The 26910-nt window shown below is 54.6% G+C and carries 26 protein-coding genes; 14 read left to right on the forward strand and 12 right to left on the reverse strand.

Going from position 1 to position 26910, the window contains the following annotated elements; translation table 11 throughout:
• Positions 1-6: 6 nt before the first annotated feature.
• Positions 7-792 (reverse strand): PP2C family protein-serine/threonine phosphatase, encoded by a 786-nt coding sequence (locus KGFNPO_RS07620; protein WP_472634113.1) that lies wholly within the window; start codon positions 790-792, stop codon positions 7-9.
• A 202-nt stretch (positions 793-994) separates the two neighbouring features.
• Between KGFNPO_RS07620 and KGFNPO_RS07625 the strand changes: the two genes are divergently transcribed.
• From KGFNPO_RS07625 to KGFNPO_RS07635, 3 genes are all read left to right on the forward strand, one after another.
• Positions 995-1201: a YdcH family protein gene (locus tag KGFNPO_RS07625; protein WP_472615509.1), complete on the forward strand. Its 207-nt coding sequence runs from the start codon at positions 995-997 to the stop codon at positions 1199-1201.
• An 83-nt stretch (positions 1202-1284) separates the two neighbouring features.
• Positions 1285-3261, forward strand: a complete 1977-nt coding sequence (locus tag KGFNPO_RS07630) for an ATP-dependent DNA helicase (protein WP_472634416.1) — start codon at positions 1285-1287, stop codon at positions 3259-3261.
• Positions 3262-3410: 149 nt separating this feature from the next.
• A complete protein-coding gene (locus KGFNPO_RS07635) occupies positions 3411-4328 on the forward strand; it encodes a flagellar brake protein (protein ID WP_472634115.1) in 918 nt (305 codons plus the stop codon).
• A gap of 208 nt (positions 4329-4536) precedes the next feature.
• Here KGFNPO_RS07635 and KGFNPO_RS07640 read toward each other — a convergent pair whose 3' ends face one another.
• Positions 4537-5511 carry an NADPH:quinone oxidoreductase family protein gene (locus tag KGFNPO_RS07640; protein WP_472634117.1) on the reverse strand — a complete coding sequence of 325 codons (975 nt, stop codon included), beginning with the start codon at positions 5509-5511 and terminating at the stop codon, positions 4537-4539.
• Between the two features lie 121 nt (positions 5512-5632).
• On the opposite strand from KGFNPO_RS07640, the gene surE reads away from it, so the two are divergent.
• The 7 genes from surE to KGFNPO_RS07675 all read left to right on the forward strand — a co-directional run bounded on the left by surE (position 5633) and on the right by KGFNPO_RS07675 (position 13819).
• On the forward strand, positions 5633-6370 hold the full coding sequence (surE, locus tag KGFNPO_RS07645) for a 5'/3'-nucleotidase SurE (RefSeq protein WP_472634119.1): 738 nt from the start codon (positions 5633-5635) through the stop codon (positions 6368-6370).
• Positions 6367-7224, forward strand: coding sequence for a protein-L-isoaspartate(D-aspartate) O-methyltransferase (locus KGFNPO_RS07650; protein ID WP_472634121.1), 858 nt, complete (start codon positions 6367-6369; stop codon positions 7222-7224). The genes surE and KGFNPO_RS07650 overlap by 4 nt, the downstream gene beginning before the upstream one ends.
• A 50-nt stretch (positions 7225-7274) precedes the next feature.
• Positions 7275-8210, forward strand: a complete 936-nt coding sequence (locus tag KGFNPO_RS07655; RefSeq protein ID WP_472634123.1) for a peptidoglycan DD-metalloendopeptidase family protein — start codon at positions 7275-7277, stop codon at positions 8208-8210.
• A gap of 6 nt (positions 8211-8216) precedes the next feature.
• Complete coding sequence (gene rpoS / locus KGFNPO_RS07660) at positions 8217-9263, forward strand: RNA polymerase sigma factor RpoS (RefSeq protein ID WP_472634125.1); 1047 nt, start codon at positions 8217-8219, stop codon at positions 9261-9263.
• 125 nt (positions 9264-9388) lie between these two features.
• Positions 9389-10732, forward strand: a complete 1344-nt coding sequence (gene rlmD / locus KGFNPO_RS07665) for a 23S rRNA (uracil(1939)-C(5))-methyltransferase RlmD (protein ID WP_472634127.1) — start codon at positions 9389-9391, stop codon at positions 10730-10732.
• A gap of 37 nt (positions 10733-10769) precedes the next feature.
• Positions 10770-11654 (forward strand): transcriptional regulator GcvA, encoded by an 885-nt coding sequence (gene gcvA / locus KGFNPO_RS07670; RefSeq protein ID WP_472634129.1) that lies wholly within the window; start codon positions 10770-10772, stop codon positions 11652-11654.
• Positions 11655-12115: 461 nt separating this feature from the next.
• Positions 12116-13819: a thiamine pyrophosphate-binding protein gene (locus KGFNPO_RS07675; protein WP_472634131.1), complete on the forward strand. Its 1704-nt coding sequence runs from the start codon at positions 12116-12118 to the stop codon at positions 13817-13819.
• 165 nt (positions 13820-13984) lie between these two features.
• Here the strand turns inward: KGFNPO_RS07675 and KGFNPO_RS07680 are convergent, their stop codons facing one another.
• Together KGFNPO_RS07680 and KGFNPO_RS07685 are read right to left on the reverse strand one after the other, a co-directional pair.
• On the reverse strand, positions 13985-15205 hold the full coding sequence (locus KGFNPO_RS07680) for an AI-2E family transporter (RefSeq protein ID WP_472634133.1): 1221 nt from the start codon (positions 15203-15205) through the stop codon (positions 13985-13987).
• A 231-nt stretch (positions 15206-15436) separates the two neighbouring features.
• Positions 15437-15748, reverse strand: a complete 312-nt coding sequence (locus KGFNPO_RS07685) for a BON domain-containing protein (protein WP_472634135.1) — start codon at positions 15746-15748, stop codon at positions 15437-15439.
• A 386-nt stretch (positions 15749-16134) separates the two neighbouring features.
• Here KGFNPO_RS07685 and KGFNPO_RS07690 point away from each other — a divergent pair, with 386 nt between their 5' ends.
• The 3 genes from KGFNPO_RS07690 (at position 16135) to KGFNPO_RS07700 (ending at position 18525) form a co-directional block, all read left to right on the forward strand.
• Positions 16135-16395, forward strand: a complete 261-nt coding sequence (locus KGFNPO_RS07690; protein ID WP_472634137.1) for a CCGSCS motif protein — start codon at positions 16135-16137, stop codon at positions 16393-16395.
• A gap of 335 nt (positions 16396-16730) precedes the next feature.
• Entirely contained in the window at positions 16731-17858 is a 1128-nt protein-coding gene (locus KGFNPO_RS07695; RefSeq protein ID WP_472634139.1) for a methyl-accepting chemotaxis protein, read from the forward strand.
• 58 nt (positions 17859-17916) lie between these two features.
• Positions 17917-18525 (forward strand): FmdE family protein, encoded by a 609-nt coding sequence (locus KGFNPO_RS07700; RefSeq protein ID WP_472634141.1) that lies wholly within the window; start codon positions 17917-17919, stop codon positions 18523-18525.
• A gap of 212 nt (positions 18526-18737) precedes the next feature.
• Here the strand turns inward: KGFNPO_RS07700 and KGFNPO_RS07705 are convergent, their stop codons facing one another.
• The 8 genes from KGFNPO_RS07705 to KGFNPO_RS07740 form a co-directional block, all read right to left on the reverse strand.
• The gene (locus KGFNPO_RS07705) at positions 18738-19058 is read right to left on the reverse strand and encodes a non-heme iron oxygenase ferredoxin subunit (RefSeq protein WP_472634143.1); all 321 of its coding nucleotides are present in this window, start codon (positions 19056-19058) and stop codon (positions 18738-18740) included.
• Between the two features lie 112 nt (positions 19059-19170).
• Positions 19171-19527, reverse strand: a complete 357-nt coding sequence (locus KGFNPO_RS07710) for an SUF system Fe-S cluster assembly protein (protein WP_472634145.1) — start codon at positions 19525-19527, stop codon at positions 19171-19173.
• Positions 19528-19531: 4 nt separating this feature from the next.
• Positions 19532-19981 (reverse strand): Fe-S cluster assembly sulfur transfer protein SufU, encoded by a 450-nt coding sequence (gene sufU, locus KGFNPO_RS07715; protein WP_472634147.1) that lies wholly within the window; start codon positions 19979-19981, stop codon positions 19532-19534.
• Positions 19978-21246, reverse strand: a complete 1269-nt coding sequence (locus tag KGFNPO_RS07720) for a SufS family cysteine desulfurase (RefSeq protein ID WP_472634417.1) — start codon at positions 21244-21246, stop codon at positions 19978-19980. Before KGFNPO_RS07720 ends, sufU begins: the two co-directional genes overlap by 4 nt.
• Before the next feature lie 2 nt (positions 21247-21248).
• Positions 21249-22598, reverse strand: a complete 1350-nt coding sequence (gene sufD, locus KGFNPO_RS07725) for a Fe-S cluster assembly protein SufD (protein WP_472634148.1) — start codon at positions 22596-22598, stop codon at positions 21249-21251.
• A 1-nt stretch (position 22599) separates the two neighbouring features.
• Complete coding sequence (gene sufC, locus KGFNPO_RS07730; RefSeq protein WP_472634149.1) at positions 22600-23391, reverse strand: Fe-S cluster assembly ATPase SufC; 792 nt, start codon at positions 23389-23391, stop codon at positions 22600-22602.
• A 90-nt stretch (positions 23392-23481) separates the two neighbouring features.
• A complete protein-coding gene (sufB, locus tag KGFNPO_RS07735) occupies positions 23482-24948 on the reverse strand; it encodes a Fe-S cluster assembly protein SufB (RefSeq protein ID WP_472634151.1) in 1467 nt (488 codons plus the stop codon).
• Positions 24945-25457 carry an SUF system Fe-S cluster assembly regulator gene (locus KGFNPO_RS07740; RefSeq protein ID WP_472634153.1) on the reverse strand — a complete coding sequence of 171 codons (513 nt, stop codon included), beginning with the start codon at positions 25455-25457 and terminating at the stop codon, positions 24945-24947. Before KGFNPO_RS07740 ends, sufB begins: the two co-directional genes overlap by 4 nt.
• Before the next feature lie 345 nt (positions 25458-25802).
• Between KGFNPO_RS07740 and KGFNPO_RS07745 the strand changes: the two genes are divergently transcribed.
• Entirely contained in the window at positions 25803-26834 is a 1032-nt protein-coding gene (locus KGFNPO_RS07745; protein WP_472634155.1) for an IS5 family transposase, read from the forward strand.
• The last annotated feature ends 76 nt before the right edge of the window (positions 26835-26910 follow it).

Here is a 26910-nt window from a genome sequence, read left to right on the forward strand (position 1 = left end):
GGATGATTAGCTTAAGCTGGCTGGCCGGATAATTTTTTCTGGGTGGACCAGTTTGACGATTGCCATACTGCAGTTGTCGCCGCTACCGTTGGCCCGCTCCCGGGCTTTGCGGATCAGCATTTCGGACCCGTTGCGGGGCGTATTCATGGCGATTGCCGCACCCATTTCGAGCTCCGAAAAATAATGCCACAAACCGTCGCTACAGAGCAGAAATGCGATTCCGGCGTGCAGCCTATCGTGTTGTCCGAAGGTGATGGTGGGTTCGCTCTTGTGGGAACCCAGCGCATTGGTCAATACGTTGGAGAGCGGATGATTTTTTGCTTCCTGCCGGCTTAGCTTGCCTTCGCTGACCAGTCTTTCCACATACGAGTGGTCAACCGTGCAGTGGATGCAGTTTGGCCCTTCAAAAAGATACAGGCGCGAATCGCCGACATGGGCCCAGACGGCCCGCTGGTCCGGGCTGATGACCAGCGCGACCATGGTGCTGTGCGGTTCTTTTTCGGATGAGAAGCTGCTCAGTTTGATGATGCTGTGGGCTTCATGCACGATTCTGCCCAGCAGGGCTTCAACCGTTTCCAGTCCAGGTGAGAATTCGTTGAATAACTGTTGCGCCGAGTTGATGATTTGCTCCGCCGCCAGCGCGCCGCCGGTACGTCCGCCCATCCCGTCCGCCAGCACCGCCAACATGGTGCCGGGGGCTTTGGGGGCGGCAAACAGGGCGACCCGATCTTGCTGTTCATGACGGTCGCCGATGTGTTGCCCGGTACCTGCTTCTAACTTGTATTGGCGCATACGTCCCGGTGGATTAAACTGTCAGCCTGAATTGCCTTGGAGCGACAAACGTAGCGCGAGAAAGTCTGCCGAACCGCAGCAGCCCCGCACAAAGTCACACAGTGTCGTGACCAAAAAGACGTTAATACTACTGTATTGCAAGCCGGTTATGCAATGATGACTGTCGGATCAATTTGCAAATTTTTTAGTTGGATGCCACCACATGACTACACCAATTCCAGAACTTACCCAGCGTCGCATCATTGAACTGGAAGTCGAGCACCGTGATCTGGATACGGTAATCGATGCGCTTATCTTGAGCGGGCGCCCGGATGAGCTGCAACTGCGGCGCTTGAAGAAGCGCAAACTGCAATTGAAAGATTATGTCACCCTGCTGAAAATGCAGCTTATCCCCGATGTTCCGGCCTGATTGACGACCGTTATTTCTGGTCCTTCCCCTTATTCTCGTTAGCTATCTTGACTGAAGACTCTTCCGCATCGCAACACCAGGGCATGCATGATGCCGATATCGATCAGCTTTTCGGCCCCGCCGGACGCCTGGGGGAAGTGGTCAGCGGCTTTCGGGCGCGCTTGTCGCAGACTGAAATGGCGAAAGCGATTGCAGACGCGATTGCCGGCCAGAGCACCCTGATCGCCGAAGCCGGCACCGGCACCGGCAAGACCTTTGCCTATCTGGTGCCGGCGCTGCTGTGGGGCGGCAAGGTGATCGTCTCGACCGGCACCAAGAATCTGCAGGATCAGCTGTTTCTGCGCGATATTCCGACCGTGCGCCGCGCGCTCAATGTGCCGGTGTCGGTGGCGCTGCTCAAGGGGCGTGCCAATTACGTCTGTCATTATCATCTGGAGCGCACGCTGGAGAACGGCCGCCTGACATCGCGTGATGACGTTGGTTATTTGCGTGCCATTTCGCGCTTCATAAAAACCACCACCTCGGGCGACAAGGCGGAACTGGCGGAGGTGCCTGAAACCGCGCTGATCTGGAACCTGGTGACATCCACCCGCGACACCTGCATGGGCGCGGAATGCCAGTATTACCAGGATTGCTTCGTCATGAAGGCGCGCAAGGAAGCGCAGCAGGCCGATGTGGTGGTGGTCAATCACCACCTGTTCTTTGCCGATGTCGCGCTCAAGGATACCGGCGTGGCGGAGTTGCTACCTTCGGCCAACACCATCATCTTTGACGAAGCGCATCAACTGCCGGACACCGCAACCCTGTTTTTCGGCGAAACCATATCGACTTCGCAAGTGCTGGAATTGTGTCGCGACGTGCTGGCCGAAGGCTTGTCGCACGCCCGCGACGGTGCCGAATGGGCCAAGGTCGTGATGCGGGTGGAGCGCGCCGCACGCGATTTGCGGTTGGCATTTTCGCAGGATTTCTTGCGACTGTCGGTGAGCCAGATCGCAGCATCCTCGGCATTTTTCCCGGCGCTGGAGACCTTGCGCAAGGAGTTCCGCGCGATGATCGAAACCCTGGAAAGCCAGGCCGAACGGGCCGACACCATCGAGCAATGCCGCACCCGTGCGATTGAACTCGGTGCCCGGCTCGATCAATGGAATACCCCGCAGGCTGCGCCAGCCATTAATGCCGATGACAAATCCGGCGAAGGCCAGGAATGCGTGCTGTGGGTGGAAGCGTATTCTTCATCCCTGCAATTGCACCGCACGCCGCTCTCGATTGCGCCGATTTTCAACAAGCAGCGCGAAGGCGTGCCGCGGGCCTGGATTTTCACCTCGGCCACGCTGGCGGTAAAGAACGATTTCAACCATTACGCATCGCAAATGGGCTTGTGGAATGCGCCGGCGCAAACCTGGCCGAGCCCGTTCGATTATGCCCAGCAAGGTTTGCTGTACGTACCGAATCACATGCCGCTGCCGAATTCGCCGGATTACACCGATGCGGTCGTCGATGCCGCGTTGCCGCTGATCGAGGCTGCCGGCGGGCGCAGTTTCCTGTTGTGCACCACCATCCGGGCCGTGAATCGCGCGGCCGAGCGCTTGCGCACTGAGTTTGAAAAACGGCAACTGCCGTTCCCGCTGCTGGTGCAAGGCGAGGCCGGGCGCACCGAGTTGCTGGAGCGTTTTCGTGCGGCGGGCAATGCGGTGCTGATCGGCAGCCAGAGTTTCTGGGAAGGCGTCGACGTGCGCGGCGAGGCATTGTCGCTGGTGATCATCGACAAATTGCCGTTTGCGCCGCCGGATGACCCGGTGCTTGCAGCCCGTATCGAAGTGATGGAAAAGAAAGGCTTGAATGGCTTCATGCATCACCAGTTGCCGGAAGCCATCATCACGCTGAAACAGGGCGCCGGCCGTCTGATCCGCGACGAGGCCGATCGCGGCGTGCTGATGATCTGCGATCCGCGCCTGATTTCAAAACCGTATGGCAAGCGTATCTGGCAAAGCTTGCCACCGTTCAAGCGCACCCGGGAATTGAGCGTCGCGCAAGCATTTTTTAATTCGCCGGAAAAATAGAATATTTGTAGGAGTATGTGCAGTAATTAATGGTTTTCCGCTTGTAAAATAGGCGGTAATTTATTTACTGGATAGTAGTATTTATTTCATCTGTGGATTTTGGTGGGGCGGCTTGAGTTGCCCCGATGGCTGTAACTGAAGGTTTATAAATGCGCAAATTCTCTTCTCTGGCCCCGGTCCTTGCCACCGATATTGCTCTGGGCAGGCCGCTGCCGTGGTCGGTTTATGATACCGGCGGCAAGCTGTTGCTGGCATCCGGTTTTATCATAGAATCGCAAAATCAGCTGGATGGCCTGATTGAGAGCGGTTTTTTTCGTAATGCGCACTGGGACAGGCCGCACAGTGTCGTCGCCAAGAATTCCAGCGCAAAGCAAAATGAGCGCGAACCACTGGCGGAAATCAAGCAGGATGTCGGTTCCGAAAGCACGGTCGCGATGGACGCACTGCGCTGGCAGGTGGGCGAGACGCTGCATCTGCAGTCGCACGACAATCCAGCGATTCGCTACACCGTACGCTTGATCGGCTTCGTCAAGAATCAATCGGTATTGGTCACTGCGCCCACTCTGGATGGCAAATTCGGCTTTATCCAAAACGGACAAGCTTTTGTGGTGCGCTCATTTTCCGGCAAGAAAGCCTACGCCTTTGCTGCAACAGCCCTCAAATCGGTGCATGCGCCATACCCGTACCTGCATCTATCGTATCCGCAGCAAGTGCGCGGCGCAGTAATCCGTAAGGGTTCACGGGCGCAGGTCAAGATCATCGCCGCTGTCATCATCGGACAACCGGCGCGCAATATTGCTACCACTTTGACCGATTTGAGCGTGGGTGGAACCTCGGGCACGGCCAGGCAGGCGATCGGCGTCAAAGGCGCAGTGGGGCGGATCGCCTTCAAGATTCATGCGGCCGAGCAGGATGCACTGCTGAACCTGAAAATTGCATTGCGCTCAGTGGCGCAGAGCGAGAGTGGCGGCACGTATAACCACGGCTTTGAATTTGTTGACCTAACCGCCAATGAGCGCCTGATCCTGAGCGCGTTCGTGCATCAGACTCTGGCTGAAATCGACTGAACGGCGGGTTTGTGGCAGGATTAATGGCAATAGGAGTATGTTGAATTACATATCATTTACCGCATGTATTTATTGCGGATTAAAATATACCCCTGAATTTAATATATTTACCCGACGCACTATCTACAAAAGCACGAAAAACACGAACAAGCCACATGACACAAGCCTTTGAGGTTTTTTCGTGCTTTTCGTGGACCATGTCTCCAACTTACGGCTTGATCAACACCTTGCCGGTTACCTTGCGCGAAGCCATTGCATTGAGCGCGGCGGCGGTGTCTGCCAGCGCGTAGCGCGCCGAGATATGCGGGCGAATCGTGCCATCGGCCAACCAGCCCAGCAATTGCTGCATCGCAGCCAGGTTCGCTTTTGGCTCGCGTTTGACAAACTCGCCCCAGAACACGCCCACCAGCGACGCGCCCTTGAGCAAGGCGAGATTGAGCGGCAGGCTCGGGATTTCGCCGTTGGCAAAACCAACCACCAGGTAGCGGCCGCGCCAGCCGATCGAGCGGAAAGCCGGTTCGGCATATATGCCGCCGACCGGATCGTAAATCACATCCGGCCCTTTGCCCTCGGTTGCCGCCTTGATGGCTTGGCGCAAGTCTTGCGTGCTGTAATTGATGGTGGCGTCAGCCCCGTGGGCGGTGCAGACCGCCAGTTTTTCATCGGTGGATGCGGCGGCGATCACGCGCGCGCCGAGCGCCTTGCCGATTTCGATCGCAGCCAGTCCGACACCGCCGGCGGCGCCCAATACCAGCATGGTTTCTCCGGCCCGCAACTGCGCACGGTCCACTATTGCATGATGTGAAGTGCCGTAAGTCAGGCTGATGGCAGCGGCAGTGTCGAAATCCATGTCTGCCGGCATCGGTATTACTGCGTGTGCCGGCACCGCGACTTGTTCTGCAAACGCACCCTGGGCGACGAAGGCAATCACCCGGTCGCCCACCTGGTAGCGGGAGACGCCGGCACCGACCGCGCATACGGTTCCGGCCAGTTCACTGCCGGGGGTAAACGGCAACTCTGGTTTGTATTGGTATTTGCCCTGGATAATCAGGACATCAGGGAAATTTACGGCGGCCGCCTTGACCGCAATGACGACCTGGCCTGCAGCGGGCAGCAGATCCGGCATATCTTCAAGTTTGAGCGTGTCGGGCAGTCCCCATGCATGACAGACGGTAGCTTTCATTTAGTCTCCTCGGATGTTATATAAAATAGAACGGTCGTGATATTTTGTGATTATGCCGTAAATTTTGCGAGACCTCATATCAGATGCAAATTCAGGATGGTCCATCAGGTAAAATTGCCACATGAGAATCCTTATCAGTAATGACGATGGCTACCTGGCGCCAGGCATCATCGCGCTGGCTAATGCGCTGGCGCCGATTGCCGAAATCGTGGTGGTGGCGCCCGACAGCAATCGTTCAGGCTCGTCCAATTCGCTGACGCTGGATCGGCCACTATCGGTGTTTCGCGCCGAGAACGGCTTTTATTTCGTCAATGGCACGCCATCGGACTGCGTCCATGTGGCGCTTACCGGCGTATTGTCGTATAAACCCGATCTGGTGGTGTCCGGCATCAATCAGGGCCAAAACATGGGCGATGACACGCTGTATTCCGGCACTGTGGCAGCAGCTACCGAGGGCTTTCTGTTCGGTATTCCGTCGATTGCCTTTTCGCAGGTGCAAAAAGGCTGGGAACAGCTGGAAGCAGCGGCACGCGTGGCGCGCGAGATCGTCGAGAAACAATTTGATGCATTGCCAAAGCCATATTTGCTCAATGTCAATATTCCGAATCGGCCCTACCATGAACTTAAACCGCTGCTCGCCACCCGACTAGGTAAGCGCCACCAATCGGAATCGGTGATCAGGGCGCATGACCCGTCTGGGCGTGAGATATTCTGGATTGGCCCGGTAGGCGCGGCCAAGGATGCGGGCGAAGGCACCGATTTTGACGCGGTAGCGAAAGGACACGTGTCAGTGACCCCTTTGCAGATTGATTTGACCCATACCATGCAATTAGAAGCGCTCAAGAAAGGGTTGCTATGACCGACAAAGCCAAGCGGTTTCCGCTTTCGCTGTCTGCTCTTGCGCAAAAGCCGTTCAAGTCATCGTATGGTGCGTCTTCTTCTGCTCATCCAATTGCCACGCCGCAAACTGCCACTAAAAACAGTGCACAGCATAGCCAGCGCCAAGCCAGCCAGATGACGCCAATCGCTGTGGCATCGAAGCCGGCACCAGGCAATTTGACGGCTGGCGCACACGCCCCGCTGGTGCCGGATGCATTGCGGCGTGCGATGGTGGCACGACTGGTCAAGCAGGGCATTACGAACACGGCCGTACTAACGGCAATGGAGGCGGTACCGCGCCATCTCTTCATGGAGCCCGGTTTTTCGGGTCAGGCGTATGTGGATGCTTCGATTCCTATCGGGTACCAACAGACCATCTCGCAACCGTATATCGTGGCGCGGATGCTGGAAATACTGTGTAATGGCCGCACCCTGAATCGTGTGCTTGAAATCGGCACCGGTTGCGGTTATCAGGCATCGGTATTGTCGCGGGTGGCGAAGGAAGTTTTTTCGATCGAGCGGATCAAACCGTTGCATGAACTGGCCAAAACCAACCTGCGCCCAATGCGCATCGCCAATATCCGGCTACATTACGGAGATGGTATGCTTGGACTGCCGCAAGCAGCACCGTTTGATGGCATCATTCTGGCTGCGGCCGGTCTGGAAGTACCGCACATATTGCTGGAGCAACTGTCCTTGGGTGGACGCTTGGTAGCGCCGATAGGCGCCCAGCAGCAGCAATTGCAATTAGTCGAGCGTATCAGCAAATCGGAGTGGAGCAGGGTGACTTTGGAACAATGCTATTTCGTCCCCCTCCGTCCAGGAACGGCATGAAAACTGCAGCTATGACATGCGCTGCAGCGCCATATCAACATAATGAGAGAATGAATAAAATACGCTTAAGTTTGTCAGCAGCACTGCTTGGTCTATTGGCCGCGTGCAGCACACCACGTCATTCGGCACCTGTGACCGACCACGCAGCGGGAACCCGAGCGGTTGAGCTGGCCAGGTCGCAAACCCCTGCCGGCCCCGGGTATTACACCGTTAGAAAAGGTGACACCCTGTATCGCATTGCATTGGATCAGGGGCAGGCCTATCGCGATATTGTGGCTTGGAACAATCTGGCCAATCCGAACGATATCCAGGTTGATCAAGTCTTGCGCATTCTGCCACCCGATGCGGCAGCGGGAGCTGCGCAAACCGGCAGTATCGCCAGTTCCGGGGTTGAAGTGCGCGCGTTATCGGCCCCAGTGGCAGCATCTGGCGGTGCCAGCAATAAATCAGCTCCCCGTGGCGACAAGCGCCCCTATTCGGAAAGCGCGCTGACCGAATTGCAAAAGCCGGAAGCTGCTGCCGCCATTGCAGCGGCAAAGGTGCCGGTAACATCCGCCACTGCCACCGCTACGCCCCCGGCGAAAGTGGAACTAGCCAAAACGGCTGATGCAGCCGACGATGGAATCGGCTGGATCTGGCCGGCACAAGGTAAAGTCATTGCTCGCTTTGAAGAGGGCAAGAACAAAGGCATCGATATTACCGGCAAACTGGGACAACATGTGATTGCCGCCGGATCAGGCAAGGTGATGTACGCCGGCAGCGGAATTCGCGGTTACGGCAATCTGGTCATCGTCAAGCACACCAACAATCTGTTGTCAGCCTATGCCCACAATAAAACCATTACAGTCAAGGAAGGTCAGAGCGTCAACAAGGGTCAGGTAATCGCTGAAATGGGCAATACCGATACGGACGCAGTCAAGCTCCACTTCGAGATTCGGCAGCAGGGAAAGCCTGTCGATCCATCCAAATTCTTGCCGAGCAGATAACCATCCATGATGAACAAGCCGCCGCACCCGCAGAATAACAATCAGGATGACGAGGCTGAGGACATCCCCGATACGCCATTCGATGGTGCGGTTGCGGAATATGGCGAGCCAGTCAACGATGGTGGCGATAGCGACGATAGCGAAAACCAGGATGCGGTCGAGACGGTAGCCTTACTGGCTAGTTCGGATGATCTGAAAATTGTGCTGGTGGCAGAGCTTTCTACCGATACCACGCAGCATTATCTGAACCAGATCGGAACCCGCCCATTACTGACGGCGAGCGAAGAACTGCATTTCTCGACACTGGCCAAACAGGGGGATTTCGAGGCGCGACAGAAGATGATCGAACACAATCTGCGCCTGGTGGTTTCAATCGCGAAGCATTACATCCATCGCGGCGTCGTATTGCTGGACATGATCGAAGAAGGCAACCTTGGATTGATGCGTGCGATCGACAAGTTCGAGCCTGAACGCGGTTTTCGTTTTTCGACTTACGCCACTTGGTGGATACGCCAGAACATAGAGCGGGCGATCATGAACCAGGCTCGTACCGTGCGCTTGCCGGTGCATATGGTGCGCGAATTGAACCAGGCTCTGCGGGCGAAATATCATCTGGAAGCGCAACATCAGGACGGCAAAGAGGCAACAGTCGATGACATTGCGCACCTGATCGACCGGACGGTGGAAGAAGTGCAGGATATCCTTGCTCTCTCCGAACATGCCGCTTCGCTGGATGCTCCTTTGGATGGCGACCCGCAATCGAGTTTGATGGATCTGCTGCCCAGCGATACCGACGATGCGCCGGACATGCGTGCCGAGCAACTTGAAATGACGATGCTGGTGCGGGAATGGCTGCATAAATTATCGAACAAGCAACGTATGGTGATTGCGCGCCGTTTCGGTCTGGATAACGATTCTCCGGCTACGCTGGAAACGCTGGCAGAAGAAATGGGTGTAACGCGTGAACGCATCCGGCAAATTCAGCAGGAAGCGCTATACAAATTGAAGCGTTCGCTGGCTGCCCGAGGAGTAGGAAGGGATTCTTTGCTGTAGGGCTTTAAGCGGAATTTTCGCATTCAAATGTATTTGTCTTTGCAGTAACGTCGCATGGTGTATCTCCCCGCAGCAAATTTTTTCAATATCGGATTGAGGTCGCATCCGTAACTTTATGTATTCCTATGTCGCTTAACATGATTGAAATCGAGTCCCTGGACATGGATGGCCGCGGCGTCGGTCACCTCCAGAATGCAGACGGCAGCGTCGGTAAAGTGGTCTTCGTGGAGGGCGCATTGCCGGGCGAGCGTGTCAGTTATCAAACCTATCGCAAGAAGGCGCACTGGGAAGCCGCCACCATGATCGCCGTTCATCGGGAGTCGGCGTTGCGGCTCAAACCGAAGTGCGATTATTTCGGACTGTGCGGCGGTTGCGCAATACAGCATCTGGAGCCTTCGGCACAGGTGGCGGTCAAGCAGCGCGTGCTGGAAGATAATTTGTGGCATATCGGACGGATTCGGGCAGAAACCATGCTGCGGCCAATTTACGGCCCGACCTGGGGTTACCGCTATCGGGCGCGCCTGTCCGTCAATTGCGTTCCCAAAAAGGGTGGCGTACTGGTGGGGTTTCACGAGAAAAAATCGCGCTACATCACTGACATGGAAACCTGCGAAATTTTGCCGCCGCATGTATCGAAGATGCTGGTGCCGCTGCGCCATTTGATTGCAACGCTTTCGATCGTGCGCCAGTTGCCGCAAATTGAGCTGGCAGTAACCGAGGATGTAACAGCGATGGTGTTGCGCATCATGGCGCCGCTCACCGCAACGGACGAAACCAAGCTGAAAGCTTTTGCCGATGCGCATGCAGTGCAATGGTGGTTGCAGCCCAATGGACCGGAGAGTGCGGTGCCGTTTTATCCCAAGAATACGACGCTACATTATTCTCTACCCGAGTTTGGCGTGAAGATGCCTTTCAAGCCGACCGACTTTACCCAGGTAAATCACCAGATCAACCGCGTCATGGTGGCGCGTGCACTGCGCCTGCTGGATGCGCAAGCCTTGGATCGTGTGGCTGACCTGTTTTGCGGCCTGGGCAATTTCACGCTGCCGATTGCAACCCAGGCGCGGGAAGTGATCGGCATTGAAGGCAGCACAGCCTTAACCGAGCGTGCGCTGGAGAATGCGCAAGCGAATGGTCTGGCGCAGAAAACGCAGTTTTTATGCCGCAACCTGTTTGAAGCGACCACGCAAGATTTTATTGCCTTGGGTAAATTTGATCGTCTTTTGATCGACCCACCACGCGATGGCGCAATCGCCGTATGCAAGGCACTGGTCGGCCTGCGGCACAGTCATCCGGACATGATGCCCAAGCGCATCGTATATGTATCTTGCAGTCCGTCAACCCTGGCCCGGGACGCCGGACTGCTGGTGCAGGAAGGCGGCTACACGCTGAAATACGCCGGCGTAGTCAACATGTTTCCGCATACCGCGCATGTGGAATCGATGGCGGTATTTGATCTGAACACATGATCGATTTCGGCTCAGACATGGGTACGGCGGCATAGTCATGCGCAGATTCATTCCCTCCACATCCTGTTTGATTGCTTTTGAAACGGCAGCGCGTTATCTGTCTTTTACCCAGGCGGCACATGAACTGCACCTGACCCAAGGTGCGGTCAGCCGCCAGGCGGCAATACTGGAAGAGTATCTCGGCACCAAGTTGTTCGAGCGGATTCAACGCCGGCTGGTATTGACCGAAGCCGGGCGCGAATATGCGCTGCAGGTGTCGGCGATTCTGCAACAGATCGAAATGGCGACCTTTCAGGCCATGACCCACAATAATGCGATTGGCGTGCTCAAGCTGGCAATCCTGCCGACTTTCGGCATCAAGTGGCTGATTCCACGGCTGCCAAAATTCACCGCTGCGCATCCCGATGTACTTCTCAATCTCAGCACCGAAGTACTGCCGTTTGATTTCAGCCAGCGCCAGGTTGACGCTGCGATTCACTTTGGGGCGCCGGACTGGCCCGGCGCAGTGATGGTGCGTCTGATGGGCGAGGAAATGGTGCCGGTCTGCAGCCGGGCTTTAAGCAAACAAGTGAGCAGCGTTGCCGATCTGACCCGCATGACGTTGTTACAGCACACCACGCGCCCGCAAGCCTGGCGCGACTGGTTCGACCATGTCGGCGTTGATTGCCCCAATGCGTTGTTTGGGCCGCGCTTTGAACAATTGTCGATGGTGATTCAGGCAGCGGTGGCCGGATTGGGCGTTGCCTTGATGCCGAAATTTCTGGTTGAAACCGAAATCCGCCTGGAACAGTTGCTGGTGCCATTTCCGTTTGCAGTCAAAAGCGCGCAATCCTACTATCTGACTTATCCCGAAAAAAATGCCGGCAAGCCGGCCGTAATCAAATTCCGCGATTGGATTGTGAGTGAGTTGCAGGACGATTGATGGCGCAGCAGGTGTGTCCACGAAACACACGAAACACACGAAAAGCACGAACAGGGCAAGCCATCCAAAGAATATAATAATAGGGAGTATGGCAATTTTAATGCCATTATCCGCATATATTTATTGCGCATACTAAAAATACAATATCCAGTATTTTTTATCGGGCCGTAGGATGGGTGCAACCCATCTTGGAAGTTCTAGATGCGATGGGTTGCACCCATCCTACGTGCTGTTTTTTCGCGCTTTACCTGGCCCTCCTTTTCGTCATGACGCACATGTTTGCATGAGCATAAGTAATGATGTCATGGTTATTTTTGATTTTGAAAATAACTGGCTCATTGCATATACTCAAGCGCAAACCATGCGACCAACACTCTGTCTGGCCTGATTTTCCAATCACGCTGAAGACAAATCGCTGTTGAACTCGCTCCCCATTTGTTGTACTTGATTTCGAGGCAAAAATGCATACTGATCTGATTCACACCGGTAGCGGTGGAAAAGTCCTTGTCGATAGCTTGATTACGCATGGCGTGCGGCAAGTGTTTTGCGTGCCGGGCGAAAGTTATCTGGACGTACTCAATGCCTTGTATGACGTGCGCGAGCAGATCGCCCTGCGGGTGTGCCGCCACGAAAGCGGCGCGTCCAATATGGCAGAAGCCTATGGCAAGCTGACCAGCACACCTGGGATTGTGATGGTTACGCGCGGCCCGGGCGCTACCAATGCTGCAATCGGCATTCACACCGCGTATCAGGATTCGACCCCGCTGATCATGTTCGTCGGCCAAGTTGCGCGCGATTGCATGGATCGCGAGGCATTTCAGGAAATCGACTATCGCCGCATGTTCGGTCAGATGACCAAATGGGTGGCGCAAATCGACGACGCCAGACGGATTCCCGAATATCTGAGCCGCGCTTTTCATACCGCGGTCTCCGGCCGGCCCGGTCCGGTAGTGCTGGCGCTGCCGGAAGACATGTTGCGCGATCAGGTCTGCGCGCCCGCTGCGCCCAGGTTTCAGCGCGTCGCTGCAGCGCCGACGCCAGCCGCACTACAGCAATTGTCCGGCTTGCTGGCACAGGCCAAACGCCCGTTGGCGATTCTCGGCGGCAGCGGCTGGACGTCGCAAGCTTGCGCCGATCTGCGCCGCTTCGCCGAAGCCTGGCAATTGCCGGTGGCGTGCGCGTTCCGGTTTCAGGATTTGTTCGACAATACGCATGCGCTGTATGCCGGCGATGTCGGCATCGGCATCAACCCGAAGCTGGCGCAGCGCGTCAAAAATGCCGATCTGGTGCTGGCAATCGGCCCGCGCTTGGGCGAAATGACCACCAGCGGTTACAGCCTGTTTGATATTCCGGTGCCAAAACAGCAATTGGTGCATGTACATGCCGGCGCCGAAGAGCTTGGCAGCGTGTATGCAGCGACCCTGCCGATCAATTCCGGCATGCCGGAATTTGCTGCTGCGGTGGCTGACTTCATTCCACACTTAACCCCAGTCGCAGCGCCAGTCTGGCAGGACCAGGCTGCGACAGCCCACGCCGATTATCTGACCTGGAGTACCCCGCCGCAGGTTGATGGCCCGGTGCAAATGGGCGAGATCATGCTGTATCTGCGCGATCATTTGCCGGCGGACGCAATTATTTGCAATGGCGCGGGTAATTATGCGACCTGGGTGCATCGCTTTCACCGGTTTCGCCATTTCAAATCGCAACTGGCGCCGACTTCCGGCGCGATGGGTTACGGCGTACCGGCCGCGATTGCTGCCAAATCGCTGTATCCGCAACGTACCGTGGTGGCGTTTGCCGGCGACGGTTGCTTCATGATGAGCAGTTCAGAACTGGCCACCGCGATGCAATACCAGTTGCCGGTGATTTTCATCGTCGTCAATAACGGCATCTACGGCACCATCCGGATGCATCAGGAGCGTGAATATCCGGCCCGCGTGCATGGCACCACCCTGACCAATCCGGATTTCGCTGCTTTCGCCCGCTCTTTCGGGGCCTTTGGTGCGGTGGTTGAAAAAACTGCCGACTTCATGCCCGCATTCGAACAGGCGCAGACCAGCGGCTTGCCGGCAGTGATAGAAATTCGCCTGTCGCCGGAAGTGATTACCCCGACGCTGACGCTGTCCACCATTCGGGCGCAGGCACAGAAGGCAGGTCATGAATAAGGGTTGGAAATCATCGGGAAGCTGATGTTGCTGTTCACGAAAGACACAAAAAGCACGAAAATCATGAAAAGGATTCACAACATGATTTTTAGTTGTTTTTTCGTGTCTTTCGTGCTTTTCGTGGACCGATTTTTCTTGTGAAAACAGCAAATTTAAACAGAAAATTCACTCTCCCAGCAATTCTGCAACCGGCTGCAATCCTTCAATATGCTCGGAGATGACTTTTACTATAACGATGATCGGGATGCCGAGCAGCATGCCCCAAATACCCCACAGCCAACCCCAGAACAGCAGTCCGATAAAGACTGCGGCGGTATTCATTTTCGCGATTCTCCCAGTCATCCAGGTCGTCACGAAAGTGCCGACAACGGTGGCAATTGCCAGCGATGTGCCCGAGACCAGCAGCACCATCGAGAACGATGCAAATTGCATGAATGCGCTCACTCCGGTCGCGACCGTAATCAGCAATGGGCCAAAATACGGGATGATGTGCAGAAAACCTGCAGCAACTGCCCATGCACCCGCATTTTCAAGGCCGATCCAGCGCAATGCAATCCACGTAACTACTCCCAATAGCACATTGGTTACCAACAGCATCGACATGTAGTTTTGAACCGAGGTATTGATGTTGTCCAGTATGTGTACCGCGATCTTTTTCCGGGCCATCGATGGCCCGGATAACTTGACCAGCTTGCGTTTAAAAGTGTCGCCGGACAATAGAAGAAAAAATACCAGAAAAATGACGATTGCGGCCTGACCGACGAACTCGGCAGCACTCAGCGAACCCGCCCAGAGCCAGTCGCTTACCTTGAATGCCGGTTGCTCGGGGCCAGCCATTTTTTTGGCAGCGGATCGCGTGTCGGTTGCCTGACCGGTGGCCTTTTGAAACTCGATTGCCGCTGCCTGCATTTGTTGCATCGTGCTGGGCCGGCTGCCTTGTATTTTTTTCAGTGCCCGCGATATTTTTTGCGTTGACGCTGGCAATTCATTCAATATCGATTGGAATTCTTCTTGCAATGTATTGGTCGCTATGGCAGCTCCGCTCAGTATCGTGAGCATTACGATGCAGGTGCCAAAGAAGCGGGGAATTTTCAGCCGGGATAACCAGCTGACAAATGGATTGAGTGTGTACGCAATAAAGATGCCGAACAGCAAAGGAATAAAAAATTTCTGTGCCCACTGCAGGGTAAACACAAACGCCAACGTTGCTAGAATAACAATGGAAAGTCCACGCGCATCTAGATGATTGGATAGGCGAGGGTAATCGGAAGGGGCTTCTATTGCTTTTTTTGCTGCATCTTCGGGGATGGGGCTTTCAGTTATTGTCAGATCAGCGGGATCATTAAGATCAACGGGTACTGCCAATTTAGTATCTATTGGATTCATTGCATAACGGTTTCATCTGGATAGGGTGTAAATCTGAAAAATTACATGAGGCAAAAAAACGCGAGAAGAGTTCCAATTTATATATTCGAGTGTTTTAAAACTGAAAACAGTTAATGGTAATTAAACCAAAATCGATAATTAAACCAAAATCGGGTACTCAAACCAAAACCGGGCCGGCATTGATTTTGTACTACAAAGCAATGCCGGCCCGGTTAATCGGCTATCAGATTGTTACTTAATACGCATATCATTTTTAACCGATCTGACACCTTTCACACCCCGTGTAATTTGGGCCGCTTTGTTGATGTCTGCCTGCGAAGTAACAAAGCCGCCCAACTGAACTACGCCCTTGAAAGTCTCGACATTGATTTCTGCCGATTTCAAGGTGGGCTCGTTGAAAATCGCCGCTTTTACTTTAGTCGTGATGACGGTGTCATCCACATATTCGCCAGTTCCTTCCTGTTTTGCCGTTGATGCGCAGCCTGCCAGGGCAACCAGTGTAAAAGCAAGCAGGTAAGTTGGGATGCGTTGGGATATTTTCATGATCAAGTTTCCTTTCGAGAATAAATAATAGATGCTTTTTAATCGACATCGAGATTTATTGCTACTTCCATGCTCTACCACTTCGGCCTGCTTAACTGCATTCACTGTGTGACGATTTTCATAAGCCTTGAACTATTTCACGGCCATTTATTTACTACACTGTTGAGCAACATTACTATCGGAAAAAAATATAGTTTTGCGCGCTAGCAAACATAGATTAGCTTATTTGCCATGCGCTTGTAAATTAACAGAATTCGTAATCGAATTTTTGCAGCATGGTGCAATTTAAAGATGTATTTAATATGATTGTTATGTCACAATAACGCTGAAGAAATTAGAGAATATGTTTTTCTCATTGTTCTATCACACCTATAAAAGGAAATATGATGCGATCCGAAACCCTGAAACTTGCCGGAACGACAACCCAAGATTGCGCTGACAGCGTGATCCGTAAACTGCAGAGCGTCAAAGGCGTAAGCGGCGTAGTAGTGGTACTCGAAAACAGCGAAGTCAACGTTCAATTTGACGAAGAAGTCACTTCTTCGCAAGAGTTGCAAAATGTATTGACACAAGCTGGTTATGCACTCAGCACCAAAAAATCAGCGCACGGCGAAAACGGCAGTTGCTGCGGCAGTTGCGGCGGTTAAGCCTGGTGCAGCGGTTGCCTGCCGGAATTGACTGGCAAAGCAGCATGACTGGATAAACTGGCCAAATCCATTCTGACGACCAAAAAGAGCGAGTCGCCGCGGCACTCGCTCTTTTGGTTTTTAGCGCAATTTTCCATCGTCGCCTGCGCCGCCTATCTGTTATTACTTTTCGTTTTCGCGTTGAACACCATTGTCTATTAATGTATCCAGGCAATACACAATGTTGTCTGGCGACATAATTTTAATAATTAGCACCATATCAGTTCCATATAAAAACCACTGGCAGGTAATTATCCTGTAAGCAGTTACTTGCGGAAGAAAAAAGGCTCACCACCATGTTTGACGGAAAGATAAAACGCGCATTGTCTGATGCGCTGTTGCAAAACAAAACGTTGATTGCGCAGAACCAACTGTTGCAGACGCAGCTGGAACAAGCCAAAGCCCGGCAGAACGTGGCAGAGGGCGTATTTTCCAGCTTGTCGAATTTTGGCGTATCGCTACAGGGGATTCGTCAATCGTTCCAGGGCTTGGCACTGACCTTGAACGAAGAAAAACAATCGGCCTTGCAAGCGGCATCGGAGTCGGATTCGAATCGCCAGGCATTGCAAAAAATTTCCGGAAATCTATCCCAAATGTTTGATCGTATCAACGATGCATCGGTCAATGTGGATGGCTTGAATTTGCGCGCCGGGCAAATCAGCGGGATTGTTCAGACCATCCGCGAAATCGCAGCTCAGACCAATTTACTGGCAATCAATGCCGCGATTGAAGCGGTGCGGGCAGGCGAGCATGGTAGGGGTTTTGCGGTGGTGGCCGACGAAGTGCGCAAACTGGCGGGGCGCACCACAATAGCCACCGCGGAAATTTCCACGCTGGTGGGCACCATTCAGGATGAATCCAGCGCGGCGAAAACCGTGATGGAAGCCGGTGCCCAAGACGCCAGCCGCTTTAGCAGCGAAAGCGAGGCCGCCATGCATGGCATGCAGCGCCTGCTGGAACTGTCGCACAAGATGGAAATCGCGATTGAATCCTCGGCCGTACTCAGCAATATCGAACTGGCCAACATAGAAGAACTGACCATCAAGCTGGAAGTCTATAAGGTCTTCATGGGCTTGTCGCAAGTCGCGCCGGAAGATTTGCCGGGTCACACCGAGTGCCGCCTCGGTACCTGGTACGCAGGAGAAGGTAAATCGCAATTTTCCAAAAATGCCGGCTATCGCCAAATCGAGGCACCACACAAGGCAGTCCATGAACAGGCACGGCGCGCGGTGACCTGCTATTACGCCGGCGATTTCGCGCAAGCGCTGGATGCTCTTGCTGCGATGGAAACCGCTAATTTGGCAGTGATGTCGGGTTTGCAACAGATCGTTCAGCACAGTCCGGCGCATCCTGCTCAGTTGCCTCAGTTGCCTCAGTTGCATATGCCAACTCGGCCGCTGGCGCGCTTGCAGCGTGTTGCGTGACAAGTGCCAATCATTAATATTTCAAGATGCATAAAAATTGTATATTCAGGAGCACTCCATGCACTATCCAGCCTTTTTTGATGAAGCCAGAAAAATCACCGTATACGATCCGCTTTCCGAATTGCTCGGGGCGGCCGAAGACGGCGTGATCGAATATTCCTACGCCGATGCGGTCAAGCTGGCCGGCCATTCCTGTCCTACGGTGGCGGGTGCCTATTTGATGACGTTAAAGGCACTTGCCCATTTGTATGACGATAAGCTGCCGCAACGGGGCGGCATCAGGGTCGATTTCCGCAATGCGCTTCAGAGCGGCGTGACGGGCGTAATGGCGAATGTGGTTGGCCTGATTACCGGAGCCACCAGCGATAGCGGTTTCAAGGGTATTGCAGGACGATTCGACCGCCGCGATCTGCTCTTTTTCGATGTTGCACTGGACGGCGAAATACGATTCCAGAGAACCGATACCGGCGCCAGCGTCACGGTCAGTTATCACCCCGAAATCGTGGCATCAAAGCCTGCGGTGATGCGGCTGATGCAAAAGGTGCTGGGCGGCGCAGCCGAAGAGCAGGAACAGCGCGAATTTGCAAACCTGTGGCAAGAGCGGGTGCGGCACATCCTGGAAATGATCGACGATCCTCGGCTGGTGACGTTTAGCGCTGCCGTTTAATGGCAGTGCAACTGTTCAGCCGGCATACCAATCAAGAGCGAAGTGGTCCGCTCCTACAGGAACTACTTCGTTTTTACGTTTTTTGTAGGGGTATGCATTAAAACAATGCAATTGCCGCATATATACATTGCGGTATACAAAAATACATAACCATGTATATTAAATAGACAGAAACTTGTTGCCAACGCGGTTTCCGCCCGAAAATAACCGCATCAATCCCAACGTATATCCCGCACTTGCACCATGCCGGACTCTACTTGCACGGGAAATCGGCTGACATCTTCATACGCCGGTGGCGACAAAACCTTGCCGGTTTTGATCGAAAAGCGAGCGCCGTGGCGCGGGCAGACAATTTCCTCGCCTTCCACAGTGCCGCCGGTCAGGATGCCGCCGTCGTGGGTGCAGACATCTTCGATCGCGTAATACTCGCCATTAAGGTTGAATACGGCAACCTGGGTACCATCGAGATCAATTGAACGCCAGTCTCCCGCCGGGAATTCGCTTGCGGGTGCGACATCAAACCAGTTCGACATGACAGTTCCTTTGAGTGAAAAGGCGTTATCCACGAAAAACACGAAAGACACGAAAAAAGATCAAGTGCATTTTCGTGCTTTTCGTGACTTTCGTGGACAGTGGATTTTTAACTTAAAACAAACCTAATTCCAGCTTCACTTCGTCGCTCATCGAATCCATGTTCCAGGCCGGTTCCCACACCAGTTCTACGTGCACGCCGTTTACGCCCGGCACTTCGGACAGGCGCTCCTCGACGGTGGCAGGGAAAGTGCCGGCTACCGGGCAGGCCGGCGCGGTGAGCGTCATTTCGATTTCAACTTCACCATCGGGCGCGATTTCGATGTTGTAAATCAGCCCCAGATCGTAAATATTGACGGGGATTTCAGGGTCGTAAATGGTGCGCAGCATGGTGATCAGATTTTCTCTTAGCGCATCGCTGGCAAGGTTGGGGTCGTTGTCAGCTGCCAGGAATGATGTGTCGGGATTCATTTTCTTACTCCGTTTTAGCTGGTGTTGCCTGATTTTTCAACGCGGCTTGCAGCGTGTGCCAGGCCAGCGTTGCGCATTTCACGCGGGCTGGAAATTCATGCACGCCAGCCAGCGCTTCGAGCTTGCCCAGATCAGGGCGTGGTACCGATTCGTCAGACGCCGTGACCATCTGGTGAAAATCGTTGAACAGGTGCTCGACTTCGGCGATTTTCTTGCCCTTCAACGCTTCCGTCATCAAGGACGCGGAAGCGGTAGAAATCGCGCAGCCGGTGCCTTTGAAGCTGAGCTCTTCAATCACGCCGTTTTCCACTTTCAGATAGACCGTTACCTGATCGCCGCACAGCGGGTTATAGCCGTCAGCCTGGTGACTGGCGCAGTCCAAGACGCCGCAGTTGCGCGGCTTGCGGTAGTGATCGAAGATCACTTCCTGGTACAACTCTCGCAGGTCGTTCATGGTTGAAACATCTCCTGTACCTTGTGCAGCGATGCCACTAACGCATCGACTTCCTGGCGCGTGTTGTAGAACGCAAACGAAGCGCGTGCGGTGCCGGCAAGGCCGAAACGCTGCATGACCGGCATCGCGCAATGGTGACCGGCGCGAATCGCAACACCGTCGTGATCCAGAATGGTGCCGATGTCGTGCGGATGTATGCCTTCCATCGTGAAGGACAGAATGCTGGCTTTTTGCTGCGCGGTGCCGATGATGCGCAGGCCCGGTATTTTGGACACCAGGCCGGTTGCGTATTCGAGCAAATCGTGTTCGTGCTGCGCGATGGCGTCGATGCCGATGGCCGATACATAATCGAGCGCCGCACCAAGTCCGATGGCGCCGGCGATATTCGGTGTGCCGGCTTCGAATTTGTAAGGCAGGTCGTTGTACTCAGTCTTGCCGAATGTGACCGAACGGATCATGTCGCCGCCGCCCTGGTATGGCGGCATCGCTTCCAGCAGCGCTTCTTTGCCGTACAGCGCACCGATGCCGGTTGGCCCGAAAATCTTATGTCCGGAAAAAGCATAAAAATCGCAATCCAGCGCCGCCACATCGACTCCGATATGCGACACCGCTTGCGCGCCGTCCAGCAACACCGGCACGCCATGCGAATGTGCAAGATCGATGATCCGCTTGACTGGCGGTATGCTGCCCAGCGCGTTCGACAGATGGGTGATGGCGACTAGCTTGGTGCCGGGTCCGATCAGCTTGGCAAAGACATCGAATTCGAATTCGCCGGCATCGTTGACCGGCACCACTCTGAGTTCCGCGCCGGTCTGGGCGCACACCATTTGCCACGGCACGATGTTGGAGTGGTGTTCCATCGCGCTGATGATGATGTTGTCGTCTTTGGTCAAAAGCGGCCGGGCGTAACTCTGCGCCACCAGATTGATGGCTTCGGTGGTGCCGCGTACGTAGACGATTTCCTTGCTGCTGGCGGCGTTGATGAAATGCCGCACCTTGTCGCGCCCCGCTTCATAGTCGTCGGTGGCACGCTGACTGAGGGTATGCACGCCGCGATGCACATTGGCGTTGCTGCGGCTGTAAAAAGCGACTTCGGCATCGATTACCGATTGCGGCTTTTGGGTGGTGGCGGCATTGTCCAGATAGACCAGCGGCTTGCCGGCTAGGGTGCTTTGCAGGATGGGGAAATCCTGGCGCCAGTCAGCCACGCTGCGCTGTGCTATGGCTGGATGCGATGTTGGTTGCGAGAGCACTTCAGTGTCCATTTTCATGTCAGTTCCTTGATGCGATCACCCTGCGGCAATCGGGTGAGCAGGATTTGTTCGATCCGGGTGCGCAGCGATGCGACCCGGATGCGTTCGATCACGTCATGGGCGAACGCGTGGATCAGCAAGCCTCTTGCCATCGCTTCTTCCACCCCGCGCGAACGCAAATAAAAGAGCTGCGTTTCGTCAATCTGGCCAATGGTTGCGCCGTGCGTACATTGGACGTCGTCGGCATAGATTTCCAGCTGCGGTTTGGTATCGATTTCCGCATCTCTGGACAGCAACAGATTGTGGTTGGTCTGGTGCGCGTTGGTCTTTTGCGCTCCGGGATGGACGATTACCTTGCCATTGAACACCGCACGCGCACGACCATCCAGCACGCCGCGATAATATTCATGGCTTGTGCAACCCGGTTCGAGATGATCGATGCGGGTGTGGTTATCCACATGCTGCTTGCCGCCGACCAGATACAGGCCGTTGAGCGTAGCTTCGCTGCCCGGCGCATTGAATGCCGTCGTAATGTCGTTGCGTGCCAGTGCCGCGCCGAGCGTGATCGAGTGCGACGCCAGCCGGCTGTTGCGCTGTTGCGCTGCGTGAATGCCGGCGACATGGAACGCTTGCGCAGCTTCCTGTTGCAGTTTGTAGTGCTCGATTGCGGCATTTTCTGCAGTAAAAATTTGCGTCACGGCATTGGTGAAATACACCACGCCATCCGGCCCGGCATAGTGTTCGATCACCGTCGCTTGCGCGCCTGCTTCGGCCACGATCAGGTTGCGCGGATGGATTGAAAACGGCACTGCAGTGCCCGATTCGGTTGTGATGAAAAGTAGATGCACCGGCTGTTCGAGTACCACGCCGCGCGCCAGATGCAGATAAGCGCCATCGGCCATAAAGGCGGTATTGAGCGCGCCAAATACGGTTTGACGCTCGTTATTGCTCAGATACGGTTCAAGTGCGTCCGGCGTTTTTTCAAGTGCATCGGCCAGACTGCCCAGTGTTACGCCCGCAGGCAGTTGGCCCGGTGCCGACAGGGCAGGTGCATGGCGGCCATTATGAAAAACCAACAAGTGGCCGGTGCCGCTGTCCAGTACCAAGCTTTCGACTAATGCGGCTGTCGCGTTATTGGGTTTGCCGCCGTCCGGCAAGGCTAGGAAAGCATGTTTTTCGATGGCAGCGACACTGGTGTATTTCCATTCTTCGTCGTGGAGGGTGGGAAAGCCGTTTTGCGCAAAACGCTCCAATGCTGCGCTGCGTATCTTCGTCAACCACGGCGCTTGTGCGCCCGGTAGAACGGCTGCGATACGTTTGAAATCGGCGAGAGTGTGTTCTCTGGCTGGGCTATTGCTATTCATATCATGCCACCGCGCTATTCTCGGATGCTGCGGCAGTTACCGCAGCTGTTGCCGCTTCTTCCAGCCATCCATAACCGCGCTGCTCCAGTTCGAGCGCCAGTTCCTTGCCGCCGGTCTTGACGATGATTCCTTGCGACAAAACATGCACAAAGTCGGGCACCACGTAATCCAGCAGACGCTGGTAATGGGTCACCATGATCATCGCGCGTTCAGGGCTGCGCAAGGCATTGATGCCACGTGCCACGATTTGCAGCGCATCGATGTCGAGCCCGGAATCGGTCTCGTCAAGAATCGCCAGTTTCGGTTCCAGCAATGCCATTTGCAGGATTTCGTTGCGTTTTTTCTCACCGCCGGAAAAGCCTTCATTGACTGAGCGATACAGTAATTCCTTGCTCATATCCATCTGCGCCATTTTCTCCTTGATCAAGACAAGGAATTCCATGGCGTCGAGTTCAGGCAAGTCGCGATGCTTGCGGATATTGTTGAGCGCAGCTTTCAGCAGATAGACATTGCTCACGCCGGGAATTTCCACCGGATACTGGAACGCCAGGAAGACGCCTTCCCGCGCCCGCTCTTCGGGTGCCAGCGCCAGCAAATCGTGGCCTTGATAGAGCACTTCGCCACCGGTGACCTTATAGTTGTCGTGTCCCGCCAGCACTTGCGCCAGCGTACTTTTGCCGGAACCATTCGGCCCCATGATGGCATGCACTTCGCCGGCTTTCACGGTCAGATTGAGGCCGCGCAGGATCGGTTTGTTGTCAACGCTTGCTTGTAGATTTCTAATTTCCAACATGGTGTTTTCCTTTTTAAAGTCGCATAGCGGCTCATTTTCCTCCCCTCTCCCGCAAGCGGGAGAGGGGCCGGGGGAGAGGGAGGGCCGTTATTAACCGACACAGCCTTCAAGGCTTACGCTCATCAATTTTTGTGCTTCCACTGCGAATTCCATCGGCAGCTCCTTGAACACTTCCTTGCAAAAACCGTTGACGATCATCGACACCGCGTCTTCGGCCGAAATGCCGCGTTGCTTGCAATAAAACAACTGGTCTTCTCCGATGCGCGAGGTGGACGCTTCGTGTTCGACGCGTGCAGTCGGGTTTTTAACCTCGATGTACGGGAAGGTGTGCGCACCGCATTTGTCGCCCAGCAACAGCGAGTCGCACTGGGTATAGTTGCGCGCGCCTTCGGCCGATTTCAGAATTTTCACCAGCCCGCGATACGCGTTTTGTCCGCGTCCGGCGGAAATTCCTTTGGAAATGATCGTGCTGTGCGTATTGCGGCCGATATGGATCATCTTGGAACCGGTATCGGCTTGCTGATAATTGTTGGTCAACGCCACCGAATAAAATTCGCCAATCGAATTGTCGCCGCGCAGGATGCAGCTCGGATATTTCCAGGTGATGGCTGAACCGGTTTCGACCTGGGTCCACGAAATATGCGAATTGGCGCCGCGGCAGTCGCCGCGCTTGGTCACGAAGTTATAGATGCCGCCCTTGCCGTTTTTGTCGCCTGGATACCAGTTTTGTACCGTCGAGTATTTGATGCGTGCGTCATCCATCGCCACCAGTTCCACTACTGCAGCATGCAACTGATTTTCGTCGCGCATCGGCGCGGTGCAGCCCTCCAGATAACTGACGTAAGCGCCTGCATCGGCAATGATCAGCGTGCGTTCGAACTGACCGGTATCTTTGGCATTGATGCGAAAGTACGTCGACAATTCCATCGGACAGCGCACGCCGGGTGGGATGTAACAGAACGAGCCGTCGGAAAACACTGCTGCATTGAGCGCCGCAAAATAATTGTCGGTGTACGGCACTACCGAGCCCAGGTATTGCTGCACTAAATCAGGATGTTCGCGCACCGCATCCGAGAAAGAGCCGAAGACGATGCCGAGTTCACCCAGTTTGTCCTTGAAAGTGGTGCCGACCGATATGCTGTCAAACACCGCATCGACTGCGACTCCGGCCAGCATTTCGCGCTCCTTCAGCGGCACGCCCAGCTTTTCGTACGTCTTGAGCAATTCCGGATCGACGTCGGCCAGACTCTGCGGCCGGTCCAGCATGGATTTCGGAGCCGAATAGTAGATGATGTCCTGATAATCGATGGCCGGATAGCGCGCGGTAGACCAGTTCGGTTCAGTCATAGTCAGCCAGTGCCTAAATGCTTTCAGACGCCATTCCAGCATGAACTCCGGCTCATTCTTGCGCGCCGAGATCAGACGAATCGTATCTTCGGTCAAGCCGCGCGGTACGGTGTCGGTTTCCAGGTCAGTCACGAAACCGTGCTGGTATTCGCTGCTGATTAATGCTTCCAAACTGGTTTCCAGACTGCTTGTCGCTGTTGCTTCGGTCATACTTGCTCTCCATTCATTCTGTGATTTTTGGCTGGCGCTGATTTTGGCGCCGGCACCGGCAAGATCCTTCTCAGCGCACTGATATCGACCCTCTCGACCGTTTCAGTCACCGGCTGAATCATCTGATCCAGCGTGATCTGATCCAGCGCATTGAGCACGACCCGATTGACCCGTTGCCAGTTCAGGCGTACCGGACAACCTGACTCCTGAGCGCACAGGCCCGGCGTGATGCTGCATTCGGTCAGGCCGATCGGGCCGTCCATCGCATTAATGATGTGAGAAAGGGTGATTTGCGTTGGCGCTCGGGAAAGCAGGTAACCACCCTTGGCCCCACGCAGCGATACCACCAAGCCTTCGCGGGTCAGTATCTTGAGAATCTTGCTGACAGTCGGCACCGGCACCCGAATCATGGCCGCTATGCCTGCCGCGCTTTGTATGCGTTCCGGTCCAGTCACCATGGTGGTCAGGATCAGGGTGCCGTAATCCGCCATTTTGCTCATTCGTAGCATTTTATATCCCTGAAATTCAATGAGTACTAATATAGTCCTGTTTGTGTGCAAGCGCAACTCTCCGTTGAGAGTATTGCGGGCAATCATCACCATCCTGAAAGCCATTGCGGTGTGTTGAGTGCTTCTCAAACTCTTGTTGCTCTCGGCATGGACTTTGCTTGAATGCACTGGTAAAGCATTACTTACTCGACATCTGGATTGCCGGGAAACGGGATAAGCGATGCAGCTTAACAGCCGATTTAAAAATACCGCATTCCACTTAAGGGCATCTCTAATAACCGCCCCCAAATTCTGAGCGATTGCGTAAAATTTCAGTATTCCCAAGATACAGCGCGAGTTTTCTCAATGATGCTACCCAAATCCAGTTTGTTTGCCGAAGAGGAACGCGGGAACCGTCGTGAGAAACTGGGTGATCCCCTAGTTGGCCTTGCCAAACATGTGGACTTCACTGCGCTGGCCGCTGGCATCGATACTGCGTTGCCACGTCCGTCGCGCGCCAAGGGTGGTCGGCCACCGTATCCGACTACGCTGATGATCAAGATTCTGGTGCTGCAGCAACTCTACAACCTGGCCGACGACGCGCTCGAATATCAGTTGCTTGACCGCCGCAGCTTCCTGTCGTATCTGGGCCTGACCGACAGCAGTGCAATTCCCGACGCAAAGACGATATGGCTGTTTCGAGACCGCCTGGCGCAGGCAGGCTTGGGCGCCCAGTTGTTTGGGCAGGTGCAGCAGCAGCTTCTCGCTCATGGTTATCTGGCACGTTGCGGCCAGATAATCGACGCCTCCTTGGTGCAAGCGCCGGTGCAGCGCAACAAGCGCGAAGAGGCGGAAATCGTCAAACAAAGCATCATGCCGACCACATGGAAAGCACACAAGCGCGCGCAAAAAGATGTCGATGCCAAGTGGACCAAGAAGCATGGCAAGAACCATTTCGGCTACAAGCTGCATGCGAGCGTAGACAAGCGCTACAAAGTGATTCGCAAGATTATCATCACGAACGCCGCTGTCGCCGATACCACCGTCTTTGAAGACCTGCTGGATGCCAATAACACCAGCCGGGACGTGTATGCCGATCGCGGTTACCCCAGCGCGCAGCGCGAAGCCGGATTGAACAAAGCTGGCTGGCGCGTCCATATCCAGAGAAAAGGCACTGCCACGAAAGCCATCTCGGGGACGCAAAAGAAGCGCAACCGCCGCATCGCCACACCCCGCGCCAGAGTTGAACATGTGTTTGGCGCGCTGGCGCAGATGGGCGGCAAACTGGTGCGTTGCATGGGGATCGTACGCACGACATTCGCGCTGAACCTCAAGGCGGCTAGTTACAACCTGAAGCGGATGGTGTTCTTGAAAGAAAAAGGTCTTGCGGCATTCTAAAACGGCAAAACTGCCGACTGAAAGCAGATAAAAATCGGTAGCCTCACCCGAAATTCAACGAAAACTTCGAATCAAC

The sequence above is a fragment of the Gelidimonas diazotrophica genome, assembly GCF_055694025.1.